At 63.0% G+C, this 16368-nt stretch carries 13 protein-coding genes and 7 tRNA genes; 16 read left to right on the top strand and 4 right to left on the bottom strand.

What is annotated here, in order from left to right; translation table 11 throughout:
* Nucleotides 1-141 precede the first annotated feature (141 nt).
* Complete coding sequence (locus CXR03_RS07790; RefSeq protein ID WP_104103168.1) at nucleotides 142-2259, bottom strand: acetate--CoA ligase family protein; 2118 nt, start codon at nucleotides 2257-2259, stop codon at nucleotides 142-144.
* Between the two features lie 250 nt (nucleotides 2260-2509).
* Here CXR03_RS07790 and CXR03_RS07785 point away from each other — a divergent pair, with 250 nt between their 5' ends.
* The 4 genes from CXR03_RS07785 (at nucleotide 2510) to CXR03_RS07770 (ending at nucleotide 6766) form a co-directional block, all read left to right on the top strand.
* A complete protein-coding gene (locus CXR03_RS07785; protein WP_104103166.1) occupies nucleotides 2510-3409 on the top strand; it encodes an alpha/beta hydrolase in 900 nt (299 codons plus the stop codon).
* A 115-nt stretch (nucleotides 3410-3524) separates the two neighbouring features.
* The gene (locus CXR03_RS07780; protein ID WP_104103165.1) at nucleotides 3525-4076 is read left to right on the top strand and encodes a flavin reductase family protein; all 552 of its coding nucleotides are present in this window, start codon (nucleotides 3525-3527) and stop codon (nucleotides 4074-4076) included.
* Complete coding sequence (locus CXR03_RS07775) at nucleotides 4073-4966, top strand: alpha/beta hydrolase (RefSeq protein ID WP_219816210.1); 894 nt, start codon at nucleotides 4073-4075, stop codon at nucleotides 4964-4966. Before CXR03_RS07780 ends, CXR03_RS07775 begins: the two co-directional genes overlap by 4 nt.
* 138 nt (nucleotides 4967-5104) lie before the next feature.
* Nucleotides 5105-6766: an FAD-dependent oxidoreductase gene (locus CXR03_RS07770; protein WP_104103162.1), complete on the top strand. Its 1662-nt coding sequence runs from the start codon at nucleotides 5105-5107 to the stop codon at nucleotides 6764-6766.
* A 190-nt stretch (nucleotides 6767-6956) separates the two neighbouring features.
* On the opposite strand, the gene CXR03_RS07765 is transcribed toward CXR03_RS07770, so the two are convergent.
* A tRNA-Val gene (locus tag CXR03_RS07765) sits at nucleotides 6957-7028 on the bottom strand.
* Between the two features lie 494 nt (nucleotides 7029-7522).
* Between CXR03_RS07765 and CXR03_RS07760 the strand changes: the two genes are divergently transcribed.
* From CXR03_RS07760 to CXR03_RS07725, 8 genes are all read left to right on the top strand, one after another.
* Nucleotides 7523-7596: transfer RNA gene (locus CXR03_RS07760), tRNA-Gly, on the top strand.
* A 62-nt stretch (nucleotides 7597-7658) separates the two neighbouring features.
* Nucleotides 7659-7732, top strand: a tRNA-Cys gene (locus CXR03_RS07755).
* A gap of 23 nt (nucleotides 7733-7755) precedes the next feature.
* Nucleotides 7756-7827: transfer RNA gene (locus tag CXR03_RS07750), tRNA-Val, on the top strand.
* A gap of 36 nt (nucleotides 7828-7863) precedes the next feature.
* Nucleotides 7864-7937, top strand: a tRNA-Gly gene (locus CXR03_RS07745).
* Between the two features lie 43 nt (nucleotides 7938-7980).
* Nucleotides 7981-8052, top strand: a tRNA-Val gene (locus CXR03_RS07740).
* Nucleotides 8053-8077: 25 nt separating this feature from the next.
* Nucleotides 8078-8151, top strand: a tRNA-Gly gene (locus CXR03_RS07735).
* A 212-nt stretch (nucleotides 8152-8363) separates the two neighbouring features.
* On the top strand, nucleotides 8364-9929 hold the full coding sequence (locus tag CXR03_RS07730) for an HNH endonuclease signature motif containing protein (protein WP_104103160.1): 1566 nt from the start codon (nucleotides 8364-8366) through the stop codon (nucleotides 9927-9929).
* 110 nt (nucleotides 9930-10039) lie between these two features.
* Complete coding sequence (locus tag CXR03_RS07725; RefSeq protein WP_104054543.1) at nucleotides 10040-10297, top strand: antitoxin; 258 nt, start codon at nucleotides 10040-10042, stop codon at nucleotides 10295-10297.
* 168 nt (nucleotides 10298-10465) lie between these two features.
* Here CXR03_RS07725 and zapE read toward each other — a convergent pair whose 3' ends face one another.
* Entirely contained in the window at nucleotides 10466-11503 is a 1038-nt protein-coding gene (zapE, locus tag CXR03_RS07720) for a cell division protein ZapE (protein ID WP_104104037.1), read from the bottom strand.
* A 281-nt stretch (nucleotides 11504-11784) separates the two neighbouring features.
* On the opposite strand from zapE, the gene CXR03_RS07715 reads away from it, so the two are divergent.
* Genes CXR03_RS07715 through ybaK form a run of 3 tightly spaced genes read left to right on the top strand, consistent with a single transcriptional unit; the run spans nucleotide 11785 to nucleotide 13722 of the window.
* Nucleotides 11785-12684, top strand: coding sequence for a sulfurtransferase (locus tag CXR03_RS07715; protein ID WP_104103159.1), 900 nt, complete (start codon nucleotides 11785-11787; stop codon nucleotides 12682-12684).
* Nucleotides 12685-12719: 35 nt separating this feature from the next.
* Entirely contained in the window at nucleotides 12720-13187 is a 468-nt protein-coding gene (locus tag CXR03_RS07710; RefSeq protein WP_104103157.1) for a SufE family protein, read from the top strand.
* 25 nt (nucleotides 13188-13212) lie between these two features.
* Nucleotides 13213-13722 carry a Cys-tRNA(Pro) deacylase gene (gene ybaK, locus CXR03_RS07705; protein WP_104103156.1) on the top strand — a complete coding sequence of 170 codons (510 nt, stop codon included), beginning with the start codon at nucleotides 13213-13215 and terminating at the stop codon, nucleotides 13720-13722.
* A 5-nt stretch (nucleotides 13723-13727) separates the two neighbouring features.
* On the opposite strand, the gene CXR03_RS07700 is transcribed toward ybaK, so the two are convergent.
* Nucleotides 13728-15014, bottom strand: a complete 1287-nt coding sequence (locus tag CXR03_RS07700) for a S9 family peptidase (protein ID WP_104103154.1) — start codon at nucleotides 15012-15014, stop codon at nucleotides 13728-13730.
* Nucleotides 15015-15267: 253 nt separating this feature from the next.
* Between CXR03_RS07700 and CXR03_RS07695 the strand changes: the two genes are divergently transcribed.
* Nucleotides 15268-16326, top strand: a complete 1059-nt coding sequence (locus CXR03_RS07695) for a dipeptidase (protein WP_104103153.1) — start codon at nucleotides 15268-15270, stop codon at nucleotides 16324-16326.
* Nucleotides 16327-16368 lie beyond the last annotated feature (42 nt).

Genomic DNA, 16368 nt, shown 5'->3' with positions numbered 1-16368 from the left:
TAAGGCCTTCGAGGGCAAGCGCCGCGGCAGGCCTGGCAGCAGTCCCTAGGTTGTTGGCGGTGCGCGTCGCTGCCGCAGCGGATCGTTGCCTCGGCACAGGCCGACCTGCCCCCTTCCCCGGCCCGTCTGCTGGTGCGGCGGTCAGCTGCGGATGAGGCAGAGCGCGTCGACGGCGACGAGTCCGGTGTCGGTCACCAGCAGCGGATTGATGTCGAAGGAGTCGATCCAATCGCGGCCGGCGGCTGCCAGCCGTCCCAGCCCGACCAGCAAGTCCGCCAACTGCTCCAGGTGCCAGGGCTGCGCAGCTCGGTAGCCGTGCATCAGCTTGAGATCGCGAAACTCCTCAATCAGCGAGTGCGCATCTGCACGGGTCAGCGGTGCTGGGCGGCCTCCGACCCGCCCGAGCAGCTCAACCAGAATGCCGCCGATCCCCAGGGCCACCATCGGGCCGAGCTCGCTCCCACCCTCGATGCCGAGCAACAGCTCACCTCGGGCGGTGGTCATTGGCTGGATGACCACCACCTCACTCGTGCCGTGGTCGGCGGCGATGGCTCGCATCCGGGCGACCGCTTCCTCCAGCCCTGCACGCGTTACGTTCAGCGCTACGGCGCCCATCTCCGTGCGGTGCGGCACGTCGGCAAGCTTCACGGCGTAAGGACCTTCGAAGTCGACAGTGATCCCCTCGTCAGGAGCGACGACGCTGTACTGCGACATCGGGACGCCGTGCTGCTGGAGCAGGGCTGCGGCCGTGGAGAAGGGCAGGAAGGAGCGTCCATCCTTCGTCTGCGGGTACGGACCCGCAGGCGCCGGTATCCGCTCCACCGGTGCAGCCGGGGTAAGGTCCCGCTCTCGGTCGCGAACAAAGGAGCCCATGGTTTTCAAACCTCTCAGCGTTCCCCGCAACCCCTGCCCAATGGCTGTGAAACCGTCGACGCCGAGCGATTCGCCGGCGTACCGGCCCACAGGGCCTGCTCCAGCCGCAATGGCCACTGGCTTGCCGTGGCGTCGGGCAGCACGGGCACAGTCATCAATGAGCCGGCGATAAACTGGCGAGTCGTCACCCTCACCCCACATGTTCACAAACAGCACGGCGTCCAAATCCGGGTGGCCGACGTACTTTTCCACGATGTCGGCCCAGAAGGTTGCGCCGAACCCGGTCGTGTCCAGCGGATTGGTGATGTTAATCCCGGGAATGGTCTCGCGGACCCATTCGGCCAGGTCGTCCAGCGGCGGCAAGGTTAGCCCCTCCGCCTCGGCCAGGTCGTAACCGAGCGAAGCGAATCCGCCTGTTCCGGCGACGACAGCGATATTCCGGACGTCGGCCCACTTCGCCGGAGCGATCTGCGAGACGAGTGACAATCGGTCGACCATTTCTTCGATGTCGTGGGCCAGCTGGATCCCTGCCTGCGCACAGGCGACGTCATAGGCCCAGGAGTCCCCAGCCAGTGCGCCGGTGTGCGATGCTGCCATTTGCTGGGTGCGGTTACTGCGGCCCAGCTTGAGCACGACCACCGGTTTGCCGGCGGCCCGCGCCCTGCGGGCCGCGGCGAAGAACTTTTCCGGGCGGCGCAGCCCCTCGACAACGAGGCCGATGGACACGGTCTCGTCATCGTCGACTAGAAAGTCCAAGAAGTCGGCAATGTCCGTCACTGCCTCGTTGCCTGCCGAGATGAGCCGGGAGATCCCCACCCCTGTGCGCCGGTTGGCCTCTATGGCCACTCCCCCGATCATCGCTCCGCTGTGCGAAATTACTGAGATTCCGCCCGGCTGCGGGCGGTAGTCAGCCGAGGCGGTGAGGTTGAGGCTGCGCGGGACGCTGATGTAGCCCAGGCTGTTTGGGCCGACCAGGGCCATGCCGCCGCTGTCGGCTGCAGCCACCAGCCGGGACTGCAGCGCGGCACCATTATCCCCAAGTTCCGAAAATCCAGCCGCGTACACGACCATGCCCCCCACATCGAGACCCGCGCATTCTTCGGCCAGTGCGACAGTCCGCTCGGCAGACATCAGCGAGAGCACCGCATCGATGGGGCCGTCGATGTCGCGGATTGAGCGGTACGGGATCCGACCCAGCACTGTCTCCGCCTTCGGGTGCACAAAATGGACTGCTGCGCCGCTGCCCAAGGTGCGCCGAACGAAGGGTGCGGTGGCTGAAGAGTCGCTTAAACCGACGATCACAACCGTTGAGGGATTCATCAAACGCTCCAGGGCGTCCCGCGGGAAGTCCCGCTCCGAGATTGGGCTGGGCTGGGTAACGGTCATGGCGGAGGACCTCCGGTGAGTGGTGTAGGAGTTCGCCTCCCGGCCGGGCCGGCCGCGGGAGGATGGCGGTGGCTGTGCCACGACAGCGTCGATTCAGATAGTGCTACGTAAAGCTCATTCTGACAACCGGCAAATTTATTCTGGGAAAATCATTGGATTGCCATTCCAATGTTAGTACTCATTCTGTAATGTACATCACATTATCCGGCGAATCTGCGCCGACCCAAAGCTTTCAACCGAGGAGTACGCCATGGCCAGGAGTGAAGCACTCAACCGCGCTGAAAAGATGTATCTGGACGGTTTTCCCGACCCCGAGACGGCAACGGTGGAAGACCTCCGAGCCGCTTACGATAACTTGTTCCTGCAGTTCACACTCCCTTCCAGCACCGAAGTCAGCGAAAGGGAGCTCGGCGGTGTCCCGGTACGCGTGATCCGTGCCGACGGCGCAAGCGCCGACAAGGTCCTGGTTTGGTGCCACGGCGGCGGAAACATTATGGGCAGCGCACATGGTTTCCAGGACCTCGGCAACAGCTTCTCCGCGGCTTCCGGGGTGACCACGGTCATGGTGGATTTTCGAAAGGCGCCGGAGAACCCGTTTCCGGCGGCAAACGATGATGCCGTAGCCGCGATCCGGGCTGCCGTGGCACAGTACGGTGCTGAAAACGTGGCCGTGGGCGGTGACTCCGCCGGCGGCGGTTTGACCCTCTCGGCGTTGGCGCAACTCCGCGACCGGGATGAAACACAGCCGGCCGCCGCGGTCTTTGTCTCTGCGCTCCTCGATCTCACAGCCAATGGCGGCGGCTCGATGAATGAGTTCAACGGAATCGACATCGCAGTGTCGCAGGGATCGATTGGCAACATCACGGCTGCGTACCTGCAGGGCGCCGATCCGGCGGACCCGATCGGTTCCCCTCTCTTTGCCGAGCTCCATGATCTGCCGCCCGCTTTGTTCCTGGTGGGTTCGAAGGAGGTGCTGCGCGACGATGCACGCCGCGCTGCCGCCAAGATCGTCGAAGCCGGCGGTCTCGCAACCGTGTCTGAATACGACGACATGTGCCATGTGTGGCCGTTGTTCGCCCAGATTCTTCCGGAGGGCCGCGACGCCGCGGAAGAAATCGGCGCTTTCGTGGCCAAGGGCCTCACGCACTAAGGCCCAGACGTGCCCGGTTCCCTCCGCGAGGTCCGGGCCCGCCCGCGCTTCCACTTCTCCCGCTTGGCAGCGGCTCACGCGGTACAGAACGCATGAAACAGAAAGGCTGTCGAACATGTCGACACAAGCACCTGACGCACTGGCCGTCCAGTTCCGAAACGCCATGGCTGCGGTCTGCACTCCGGTCTCGGTGATTACCGCCATGGACCACGGCCGCCCGCACGGCACAACAGTGAGTGCATTCGCGTCGCTTTCCATGTCTCCGCCTTCGGTGCTGGTGTCACTGGACCAGAATTCTGATCTCCTGTCCCTGATCCTGGCCAGTGACCGCTTCGGGATGAACGTGCTGGCCAGTCAGCAGGCCAAGCTCGCCGGCCAGTTTGCACGCAAGGGTCCAGACAAGTTTTTCGGCGCCACCTGGTCAGTTGACCACGGCGTCCCACGTCTTGCCGGTGTTGCGCACTGGATCGCCGCAGAGGTTCTGGAAACCGTCACGATCGCTGACCGCATCGTCATTTTCGGGCAGGTGGTCGCCCTCGCCAGCGATGCCGTGCCACCCCTGACGTATCACGACCGATCGTTCGGAACCCACACGTCCCTGCCGCCGGTGCTCACCATTCCGGACCTGCCGCCGCGTCTGCGCGCATTGGCCGGGGGTTGGGAGTGAGCGTTGTTCGTGCGGACTCCCTGGAGCGAGCCACGAATGAGTTCGCCGCAGTGTTCGGTGACGGGACAATCTCCCTCAGGCAACTGCGTGAGAATCTGGACTCAATGATGACCCGGTCTCATCTGGATTCCGACGTCGAGGCCTCCCCGGTCACCCTTGGGGGCGTCGGATGCCTGCGCGTGAGCGCCGGTGCGGTGGACGACAAGGTTCTCGTCTGGTTCCACGGCGGCGGTTACGTCATGGGCAGCCCGCAGGGGTATACCCGGACTGCCGCGGCCGTCTCACGGGCCCTGGGAGCTGCCGTCGTCGTGCCGGACTACCGGCTCGCCCCCGAGCACCCGTTTCCCGCAGCGCTCGAGGACGCTGTCCGGGTTGTGGAAGCACTGATCGCAGACCTCGGTGCCGAGCGGTTAGCGGTCGCGGGGGACTCCGCTGGCGGCGGACTGACCCTGGCCGTGCTTGTCGCTCTGCGTGAGCGAGGCCGACCGCGGCCGGCGGCAGCCGTGGCTGTCTCCCCCCTGGCCGACTTCACCGCGTCCGGGAACAGCATGAATGTAAACGAAGCCACTGACCCAGTCATCCGGCCCCAGTCCCTGCCTATGCTGGCCGCCAGCTACCTCGGCCGCCGGGACAGAAAGATGCCGTTGGCCTCGCCGGTGTTTGCACCGTTGCATGACCTTCCGCCGCTGCTGCTGTTGGCCAGCAGCACGGAAACGCTGCTTGACGACGCTGTGAGAATCGCGGCGAAGGTACAAGAGGCCGGCGGCGAACACACGCTGTCAATCTATCCCGATACCTGTCACGCCTGGACTTTGTTCAGTGACTTCCTGCCGCAGGCCAAGGAGGGGGTGACCGAGATCGCGTCCTTCGTCCGCAAGGCCTGGTCCTGAGCCTGCCTCAGGTAACCGGCGAATCGAGTCACGCCCACCCTGCCACCGCTGCCACCTTCATCTGTTATTTCCAACTCAACCATTCTCCTGCCAAGCTACCGCGCCGCCGGTTGGCCAGAAGATGACCTTCGGAGTGCCATGTCATTCGTCATTACACAGTCCTGCTGCAACGACGCCTCGTGCATCCCGGTATGCCCGGTCTCCTGCATCCGGCCCACTCCGGGAGATCCGGATTTCCTGACCTCGGAGATGCTCTATATCGACCCAAAGAGCTGCATCGATTGCGGCGCGTGCATGGATGTGTGTCCGGTAGGGGCGATCTATCCCGCGGAAGAGCTGCCGGAGCCGCTCGATCGCTACGCGGACATCAACGCCGCATACTTCGAACGACACCCGATCACCGAAGGACTCGCACAGGCTGCCGCCCCGATATCCGTGCCGCGCGGCGAGGTTTCGTGGCGAGTAGCCATCGTGGGCTCCGGCCCGGCGGGAACCTTCGCCGCCGCTGAGCTCATGGCCCGCGTGCCTGGTGTGGAGATCGAGATGTTCGATCGTCTTCCCACCCCGTGGGGACTCGCTCGGGCCGGAGTGGCCCCGGACCATTGGGAGACTAAGGAGATCAGTGAGGTTTTCCGCCGAATCGCCTCTCGCCCGGGCTTCGCCTTCCATTTGAATGTTGAGATCGGCAAGGACCTCAGCCACGAAGAGCTGATGAACCATCATCACGCAGTTATTTACGCCACCGGTGCCATGCAGGATCGCACGCTCGGGGTGCCGGGCGACGATTTGCCCGGGAGCGTGGCGGCCATTGACTTTGTCGCCTGGTATAACGGCCATCCGGATTTTGCCGACCGCACGTTCGACCTCACTGGCAGCCGGGCGGTCGTCGTGGGCAACGGCAACGTCGCCCTTGACGTTGCTCGGATACTGCTTACCGATCCCGAGACGCTGGCTCACAGCGATATCTCCGACCGGGCCTTGAACACACTCCGCACCAGCTCGATCACCGAAGTTGTTGTGATCGGACGCCGCGGAGTTGCCCAAGCCTCCTACACCACGCCGGAATTGATGGCCCTGGCCCGGGTGAAAGGGGTCGAGGTTGTTGTTGAGGGCGTGTCGTCCGTCCCCGCTGAGGGTAGCTTCGCTGTTGAATTGAAGCATCAGGTGGCTGCTGAATACGCAGCATCCGGCACTGCAGCGGGCGCCACGAAGAAACTCGTTCTACGGCATCTAACCTCACCAATCAGGATAATCGGCGAGGATTCCGTGACCGGTATCGAACTTGTTCGCAACGAGCTGGTGGCAGACGAGAACCAGCAGTTGCAGGCAGTCGCGACCGACGACACCAGCGAGCTGGCGACATCCCTGGTAATCCGCGCGGTGGGATTCCGAAGTGCACCGGTTCCGGGCGTCCCGTTTGATGACAGCCGGAGCCGCTTCCCTCATTCCAGCGGACGCATCCTCGACGATCGCCGCGGCGACCCCGTATCAGGCGTGTACGTCACGGGATGGGCCAAACGTGGCGCCTCGGGTGTGATCGGCACCAACAAGCGGTGCGCCGCTGAGACCGTGGATGCCTTGGTTCAGGACCTGCTTGACGGCGTCCTGCCCGTTCCCTCCGGTGACCGTGCCGCCCTCACGCAACGGATCTCGGAACTGCCGGTGGACTCCGTCGATCGACAGGGCTGGTTGACCATTGAGAAGCACGAGCGGACGCTCGGCGCGTCACAGGGACGTCCCCGCGTGAAGATCATCGACCGAACGGCCCTAGTAGCGGTGGCCCGCCGGGGCACTGCTTGACCTTTGCGCCGGTCCTCGACGGCTACGGCGAGAACGAGAATGAATACTCACTCTGCGCTTTCCGGTCCACGCTTAGCGGATGGGAGGCCAGACGCACCCTGGTCAAACGACGACATAAACGGGGTTTGTTACCCGAATAGTCCAGAAATGGAAAGAGACCCCCGAAAGGGTCTCTGACCTGGACTTGCTGTGGGCGATACTGGGTTCGAACCAGTGACCTCTTCGGTGTGAACGAAGCGCGCTACCACTGCGCCAATCGCCCCACTGTTGCGGCATCTCGTTTCCAGAACCGCAACGTCTAAAGATGCTAGCCCAGATTTCTCCTTACTCCAAACTGGTCACCGGTGCCGGAGGTGGACGGTCTTTCAGGATGCCACCGACTCCTGCCAGGGGTTGTGCGTAGTTACCAATGCATCCCCAGAAGGCATCAGGCGCAAACTGCGCGCAGGGAGCGGGCGACCCGCTTCAGGGAACATGGCGGCGAGCTTGAGCTGCCTGCCGGGGTGGCGCCGTCGTCGTCATTAGGGTCCGGTGCGTGCCCACACATCCAGCCAGCGCCCTGAAGTGCCGGTGCCGCCATTACGGTGCTCACCTGCGCGGACACACCGGGCGAAGTAAAGTCTCGCCAGGCGGACGGTTTCATCCCGATTGGACGCAGCCCAAAATCTCCAGTAGAGTCTTTCTTCGTTGGAAAGCGGGAGTTCGCCGCGAAAAGCGAAAGCGATTCGAGGTCTAATACTCCCACTTTTACAGCATGCGGACGTAGCTCAGCTGGCTAGAGCACCACCTTGCCAAGGTGGATGTCGCGGGTTCGAATCCCGTCGTCCGCTCGCAAGTCACTGTACAAACCGGTTGATTCTAACTGGTCGGCCTATGCTTACGCAGCGGTCACGGTGGGGTGGCCGAGAGGCGAGGCAGCGGCCTGCAAAGCCGTATACGCGGGTTCGAATCCCGTCCCCACCTCCACAGAGGACTTGCAAGCCCTTTGGGCGCGATTGGCGCAGCGGTAGCGCGCTTCCCTGACACGGAAGAGGTCACTGGTTCGATCCCAGTATCGCGCACTACAGTTTGGCGTTTTTGCGCACAACTGTGTTTTTGCGGACGTAGCTCAGCTGGCTAGAGCACCACCTTGCCAAGGTGGATGTCGCGGGTTCGAATCCCGTCGTCCGCTCTCTTGACTGCATCGAATCCCTTTGGGAGATTTGGTGCTTCAAGCGCGATTGGCGCAGCGGTAGCGCGCTTCCCTGACACGGAAGAGGTCACTGGTTCGATCCCAGTATCGCGCACGGACAACTTCGGTTGTCTTGATTTGCGGACGTAGCTCAGCTGGCTAGAGCACCACCTTGCCAAGGTGGATGTCGCGGGTTCGAATCCCGTCGTCCGCTCGCACAGTTGCTCTTCGGAGCGGTGTTTGAAGGAGCAGGCCATTGAATTGGTTTGCTCCTTCTGCGTTTAACTGCGATTAAGCGGTTGGGTTCCTTCCACGGACAGCCCTCTTCCTCCTCCACAGATGCCGATCGACGCTCCGTGGCCGCCCCTTTTCCACAAACTCGAACATGTGTTCGATGGTGCGGACTGATACTGAGAATCTTGGTCTATGGAAGAGGATCTGAAAGTCCGCACCACAGGAGCTGCATCTGCTGCCCCGGAGGACCAAGCACAGACCTGGTCAGGCGCAGGTGAGACCCACCCCTCCTTTTCGGCAGGCCAGGCAAGCCCGCCGATCCCGGCACTGAGCAGTCTGGTTCCCGCTGCGCAGCGTATTGTCCGCGATCTCGACGAGCGGATTCCCTTCCTGTCATCAGCGGAGCTGGTAACCGTCGCATCTGACGTTGAGTCACTGTCACGACTTGTCGACCATCTTCAGATCGTCGCCGCCGCTGCCCTCGAACGCGCGCGGATATCGTCCGTCGCAACTGATTCATGGACCCTCCCGTCCGGGAAACTCGAGCAAGAATTCAAGAACACGGCAGAGTACCTGCGTCACCGCCTTCGGATCAGTCGGCGAGAAGCATGGAGGCGCATTCGCCTGGGTTCTTCGCTCACTTCCACAACAAGCATTTCCGGGGAAACCCTCGAGCCGGAGTTCCCGGTGGTGGCCGAATGGGCTGGGCAGGGCCGGCTGGCAGGCGAAGCTGCACAAGTGATCAGCATGGCTATGAAGCGCGTACAGGGCTGCGGAACCCGTGAGGATCGTGCGGCCATGGAGGCAGCATTGACTGAAGTGGCAGCCAGCCAGGACCAGGACGTTCTCAACGTAGTGGCCCAAGCCTGGATCAATCATCTCGATCCTGACGGAACAGAGCCGTCCGAGCAGCAAAAAGCCGAGCTGCAGGGATTGTTTATCCGCCGGAGATACCGCGGGCTGCACCGAATAGACATATTTGCCACCGAAGACCAATTTGAAACCCTTATGACAGCGCTGGCGCCGGAGGCCAATCCGCGAGTCGATGCCACCAAGGCCACTGAGGGCTCCTGCGTGGACCTTGAAGGCAAGCCACGTGCAGTCCCGGCTGATCCCCGCAGCTACCCCCAGAAGTGCCTGGACGGACTAGTAAGCTCGTGCCGGTTGGCTCTGCTGTCCGGCAGGCTTCCCGCCAGCGGGGGGTCCAAACCGCAGGTCTTGGCTGTCATTGGCTACGACCAGCTAGGCGACCGTTTGACGACCGCCGGGGCGGGAAGCTCCAAGGCTGCGGGGACAAATCCGGACAGAACTCCCGAAAGCGGAATGCTGGCGTTCGCCGGACCTGTTCCGGCTCGTCAGATCCGCCGCATCGCCTGCGACGCGGATATCATCCCCGTAGTCCTGAGCGGTGAGGGCCGCGTTCTGGACGTTGGTGCCGCGGCCCGTTATTTTCCGCCGCATCTTCGCAAGGCATTGATTGCCAGAGACCGCGGATGTACCTTCCCAGGCTGTACCGCGCCTGCCCCATGGTGCGAGGCACACCACATCGAATATCACTCTCATGGCGGAGCCACGAGCACGGACAACGGCGTCCTGCTGTGCGGGTTCCACCACCACCTCATCCACCGGGAGAAATGGCGGGTGCGGGTCCGGCGCGGTGTCCCCTGGTTCGTGCCACCCACTTATGTGGATCCTTATCAAGCTCCCCTCAGAAACACCTACTTCCATCCGCTCCGGCCACCACAGTCAAGTGCATGAAACAGAATCCAGAAATCCGAAAGCCCCACTCCTTGGTCCTTATAGTCAGCGGGCCTATCATTGGTGGTGAACGGGAAACGTATGGTTTCCCCTGCGAAAGGAGGTGGTCCGTGTCTATATTTGACGGGCTCAAGGGCAAGGCCGGAGAGCTGAAGGGCAAGGCTACCGAGCTTGTGGGTGAAAACGCCGACAAGATCAAGGGCGGCATCGGTCACGCGGGGAAATTCGTCGACGAGAAGACCGGCGGGAAGTACTCGGACAAGATCGACGGCTTCCAGAGCAAGGCCTCGGAAGCGGTAGACAAGGTCGACCGCAATCAGGGGCCCGCCACGGGAACCGAACCCGGACCGACTCCTCCGGCCGTATAAGCTTCAGAGCACGACAAAAAGGACCTGGCTCCGCCTCTTTTGGCGGGACCAGGTCCTTCGTCGTTTATGGAGCGTCTCCGGCCTCCCAGCGGCCGGGCTCTTCCAGCGGCCGGAGTTTCCTGCCGGCCGGGTGTCCCTCCAGCCAGCCGGAATCCTTCAGCCCGGCAGTTAAGCAGCTTCTCCGGTCTGCCCTTCGCGCGCCAGCGCCGTAAGCCGCGAAACCGCACGGAAGTACTTCTTCATATATCCGCCGTTCATCATTTCCTCGGTGAAGAGCTGATCAAAGGGAACACCGCTGGCGAGGATCGGAACATCCTTGTCGTACAGCCGGTCAGCCAGCACCACAAATCGCAGGGCCACGGACTGCTCGGTGATGGTGGTGACGTTGTGCCAGGCAACAGCGTCCACCCCGTCGATGAGCTGACGGTAGCGGCTCGGGTGGACGGTGGAGAGGTGGTTAATGAGGGTGGCGAATTCGTCGTCGGCAACAACCTTGCCGCTGAACTCTTCAGCCACCCGGTCGTTAAGGTCAGCCTCACTCACGGGGTCCGGAGACTGGGGCAGTCCGCGGTGGCGGTAGTCTTCACCGTCAATGCGCACGACATCGAACTGGTCGGCAAGGACCTGGATCTCACGCTGGAAATCGACCGCGGCGAAACGCCCCTCACCGAGAGAACCCGGCAGGGTGTTGGACGTAGCGGCAAGCTTGACGCCGGCGTCGGCCAGTTCCCGCATCAGACGGGACATCAGGACCGTGTCCCCCGGATCATCGAGTTCGAATTCATCGATGCAGACGAGCTTGTATGCGCTCAGGGCTTCAACGGTTTTGCGGAACGAGAGGGCCCCCACCAGATTTGTGTACTCCACGAAGGTTCCAAAAGCTTTCGGCCCCTCAACAGCGTGCCACAGCGAAGCCAGCAGGTGGGTTTTGCCGACACCGAAACCGCCGTCGAGGTAGAAACCGGCCTTGGAGTCAGGCTTTCTTGCACCAAAGAGCTTGCGCAGGCCGGTGGGTTCGGGCACGTCTACGGCGACGGCGAAGTCCCGCATGGCGCTGACGGCCTTGGCCTGTGACGGCTGCGCGGGGTCAGGACGGTAGCTGTCGAAGGAAACTTCACCGAACCGGGGCGAGGGGAAAAAACCCTTGAGAAGTTCGTCGGTCGAGACCTGGGGAGTCCGCTCTGCAAGGTGCTCCACTCGTGCCACTGTGCGCAATTTCCGTCCATCCGATGTTATTAGCCGTCATATTGGGTCCCACGGTAATGCGGCCAGTGGTACCAAGCCCGCCGCCGGCAAAATGCCGCCGTTGCAACGATACGCCAAGAGGGCGTCTCCGCCCGTTACGGGACGCCCTGTTTCGGCGGCCGGCAAGACGCCGGTCCAGCTGCAGGAAGTTTTCGTCCGCCCATATCGTTAGGCTAGAGGTAAGCCCGTGCCGCCGCTTTCGCGTCCGGCAGCAATCATTTAACCCGAAAGAGGCCGCACACATGTCGATTGCCCCGGACACCGCTTCCAAGTTTTCCGAATATGCCCATCCCGAGCGCCTTGTTTCCACGCAGTGGCTGGCCGAGAACTTGGACGCCGACGGCTTGGTGGTCCTTGAATCCAACGAGGACATCCTGCTGTATGAAACGGGCCATATTCCGGGCGCTCGGAAAATCGACTGGCACACCGACCTCAACGATGCCGATACGCGTGATTTCGTGGACGGCGAAGCGTTCGCGAAGCTGATGTCCCGCAAGGGCATCACCCGTGACTCCACCGTGGTGATTTACGGGGACAAGAGCAACTGGTGGGCCGCCTACGCACTGTGGGTTTTCACCCTCTTTGGTCATGAGGACGTCCGGCTGCTCGACGGCGGCCGGGATAAGTGGGTTGCCGAAGGCCGCCCCATGACCACTGACAAGGTTGTTGTTGACGCCACGGATTACCCGGTGGTCGAACGCAGCGACGAGAAGATCCGTGCCTTCCTGCCCGACGTCGTCGGCCACCTGGGCAAGGGGCCGCTGATCGATGTGCGCTCCCCCGCCGAGTACACGGGCGAACGCACCCACATGCCCGATTACATGGATGAGGGTGCCATGAAGGGCGGCCACATCCCCACCGCCAAGTCGGTGCCGTGGGGCAAGGCTGCCGCCGAAGACGGAACCTTCCGCACGCGCGAAGAACTGGAGACGCTTTACAAGGAAGGTGCCGGGCTGAAGGAGGGCGACGACGTCGTGGCCTACTGCCGTATCGGTGAGCGTTCCAGCCACACGTGGTTTGTGCTCAAGCACCTGCTTGGCTTCGACTCCGTCCGCAACTACGACGGTTCCTGGACCGAGTGGGGCAACGCGGTACGCGTGCCGATTGCGCGCGGCGAAGAGCCCGGCAACGCCCCCAGCTAATTGTGACGTCCCAGAATCTGCAGAAAGATCCACCCATGAGTGCCACCACCCCCGAAACGTCCATCCCGGAGCAGCTGGCTGAGATTGTCGATGACTTCCAGGCCATGGAGGAAGCCGAACGCCTGGAACTGCTGCTCGAGTTCTCCCGCAGCCTGCCCGACCTGCCCGCTGAAATATCGGACCGCCCCGAATTGATGGAGCAGGTGGTGGAATGCCAGTCGCCCGTGTTCCTGAGCCTGGATGTGGATGACTCCCCCGAGCACCTGGTGACCCTGTTCTTTAAGGCGCCCCGTGAAGCGCCGACCACACGCGGCTTCGCAAGCGTGCTGTACGAGGGCCTGAACGGGCTGCCGGCGGCACAGATCCTGGCCGTGCCGGCGGATGTTCCGGACCGTTTGGGCCTCACGCGGGCCATCACACCGCTGCGGATGCGGGGAATGTCAGCCATGCTGGGACGTATCAAGCGCCGGCTGGCTGAACACGAAAAGCTCGCCCAGCCGTAGTCCACAGCGAGGAAAGGGCGCAGCCATGGCAGGGAACCGGGACAAGCATTCGGGCAAGGGCGCGACGCCGGCCACTCGGCTGCTCGACGAAGCCAACATTCCGTACACGGTGCGTCACTATGAGCACGACGCCGGGGCGCCCTCGTACGGTATGGAGGCGGCGGAAAAGCTCGGGCTGCCGCCGAAAATCGTGTACAAGACGCTCATGGTGGATTTGGGCGGACGGCTGGCCGTCGCCATGGTCCCGGTGGCACTGAACCTCGATCTGAAGGAGTTCGCCGCACTGATGGGTGCGCGCAAAGCCGTAATGGCTGACCGGCGCGAGGCGGAGAGGCGCACCGGCTACGTGGTGGGAGGAATATCGCCGCTGGGGCAGAAACATCCCTCACCCTCGGGAATCGACAACCGCGTGGAACTGCTGGACACCGTTTATGTTTCGGGCGGACGGCGTGGACTGCAGATCGGGCTCTCGCCCTTTGACCTGATCCGGCTCACCTCCGCCCTCACGGCGCCCATAGCGGCTACGCCGGCGTAAGGCTGTTAACCCCGTTCCTCAGCACGGCGCACAGCCGGATGCCGGGTACGGCCCAGGATGTTGTTGAGCCATACCGACACGGTGGTTTCCCAGCGCTCGGGATCCACGTTGTACTCCTTGGTGTGGCCGGCCTTGGAAAAGCGCTCAAACGTGACCACTCCGGGATTCTTCTCGGCCAGCTCCGCAGACGGACCGCAGGGAACAAACTCGTCGTCCTCGCTGTGCAGAATCAGAGTGGGAATCCGGAGCTCGTCCGCCCGGGAAACCCAGTCCATGCTCTTGAGGTCCAGCGGTGCGGCAAGACCTGTCAGCGCCCGGCCTGCCGTATTGGAGATCAGCCACTGGCCCAGCCGTCCGGCCTGCGCCGGGATTCGATTGAGACGGGCATGGTGGGCCAGCACGTCAACCCAATTGATGACCGGACCGTCCAGTACCAGAGCGCGGATATGCCGGCTCCACGGAGAGCGGTCGGCGGCCTGCAGGCTGATGGCTCCTCCCATCGACCACCCGAACAGAACAACATCCTTGGCACCGTGGTCCAGGGCGTACCGGATGGCGGCTTCGACGTCGTGCCATTCTGTCAGGCCCAGGCCGTACCGGCCGTCGGACGCAAAGGGTGCTTCGCCGTCGTTCCGGTAGGAAATGAGCAGGCTCGTCAGGCCCGCCGCACGGGCGGTGCGCACTGCGCGCAGGCATTCGGTCCGCTGCGCGCCGCGGCCGTGCACCATGATGGCCCAGGTGGCGGCTTCCTGATCAGCCCGGACCAGCCAGGCCGGTGCCATGCCCCCGTCCACGGGAACCTGGACTTCCTCCTCGGCCAGGCCGACGGCGGCGGGCGAGGGATAGATGGCACCGCTCCACCAGCCCCGCACGGCTTTGGCAAGATCTCCGCTGTAGATTTCTTCGACGTCGCGCTGGACGGTTCCTTCACGCGGCACGTAGGAACGGATGGTACCTATCCGCGCGTGGCCCTCACCGCCGTCGAAATACAGGCTGTAGGTTCCGTCCACCGTGGTGTCCTCATTGGCCGGCAGAATGATCTGCTTGCCGTGCTCCGAATCAAACACGGCCAGGATCTCCAGATTGGCGTCCCGGGTCCGGCGAGGGGTGACCACCTGTCGGGCGAAATAGACACCCAGGCCCGACGTCGCGGCGAAAAGTGCCGTGGTTGCGGCCGCGCCCACCCCGGCACCGAATGCCGTCCACTTGATCCACGGGGCGGAAATTCCAGTTGGAGGTGCAGGAACATCGGAAACAGCCGGGAACGAAAGGGCGGGGATCGAGATAGGCATACATCCATTCTTACCGATGCTTCGTCGTGCCGCTGCGCACCCATGCCGCGGGAAGGCCAAATGTCGCTGGCGCCACACCGTCCTGCCTCAAGCAGCTGCAAAATGCCGGAAAACCTGCCGGCGCTCATCGGACCCGCGACCGGTTGCTTCCCTGCCCCGCCAACTTTCACCTTGGCCTCGGATGTAACTGGTTCGAACAAGCACTACGCTCCGCAGTATCCGCAAACCGGTCCCATCCAGCAGGGAGCCACCCATGAGCACCAACCGCCTGCCACCCATTCCCGTCATTGATGGGCACAATGATTTTCCCTGGACGTCACGCACTGCGCGCGGATACTCCGTGGAGGGAATGGAAGATGACAAGCTCAGCCTGCACACCGACATTCCAGCCCTCAGGAACGGCGGTGTTGCGGGACAGTTCTGGTCGGTGTGGGTTCACAGCGCCATCGAAGGTGCCGACTCGGTCCAGGCGACGCTGGAACAAATCGACTTTGTGCACCGCATGGCCGCCCGGTATCCCGAAACGTTTCGTCTCGCGTCTACAGCAGACGAAGTCCGCCGGAGCATGAAGGACGGTCTCATTGCCTCGTTGATCGGGGTCGAAGGCGGCGGCCAGATCAACGGTTCACTCGCCGTGCTGCGCAGTTACGCGCGCCTGGGTGCCCGCTACATGACCCTGACGTGGACCTCCAGCAGCAGCTGGGCCGATTCGGCCACCGGCGACCCGGTAAACAACGGACTCACCGGATTCGGCCGGGAGGTGATTGCCGAAATGAACCGGATCGGCATGCTGGTGGATCTGGCCCACACCTCCGTCAAGACCATGCACGATGCCTTGGACGTCTCGACCAGGCCCGTCATCAACAGCCATGCCGGAGCCTATGCAGTCAATCCCCATTTGCGCAACGTCCCCGACGACGTGATCCGGCGCGTGGCAGAGACCGGTGGTGTTCACATGGTGACCTTCGTGCCGTCGTTCATGAGTGCCGAACGCAGTGCCTGGTCGATCGGCGGCAAGAAAGGCCCGATGCCGCCCGTGGATGTCCGTGCCGTCGCAGACCATGTGGACCATGTGCGGTCCGTCGCCGGCATCGACGGTGTTGGTCTTGGCGGGGACTTCGACGGCTCGGATGTGATGCCGGAAGGGCTGGACACGGTTGCCGGTTATCCGAACCTCTTCGCTGAACTTTCACGCCGCGGCTGGAATAACGATGACCTCAACAAACTTGCCTCTGAAAACGTCCTGCGGGTCCTCGAAAGTGCAGATGAGGACTACCGCTCTTTCCTGCAGACCGGAGCCAGCGCCGGATGACCGCAGAGTGTCAGGAGTCCCCGGCCAGGGGTTTTTCATCAC

It is taken from the genome of Arthrobacter sp. 08Y14 (genome assembly GCF_002929455.1).
Classification (GTDB): domain Bacteria; phylum Actinomycetota; class Actinomycetes; order Actinomycetales; family Micrococcaceae; genus Arthrobacter_B; species Arthrobacter_B sunyaminii.
Note: the sequence above shows the minus strand (reverse complement) of the source record. Positions and strands in the feature narration are given on the sequence as shown.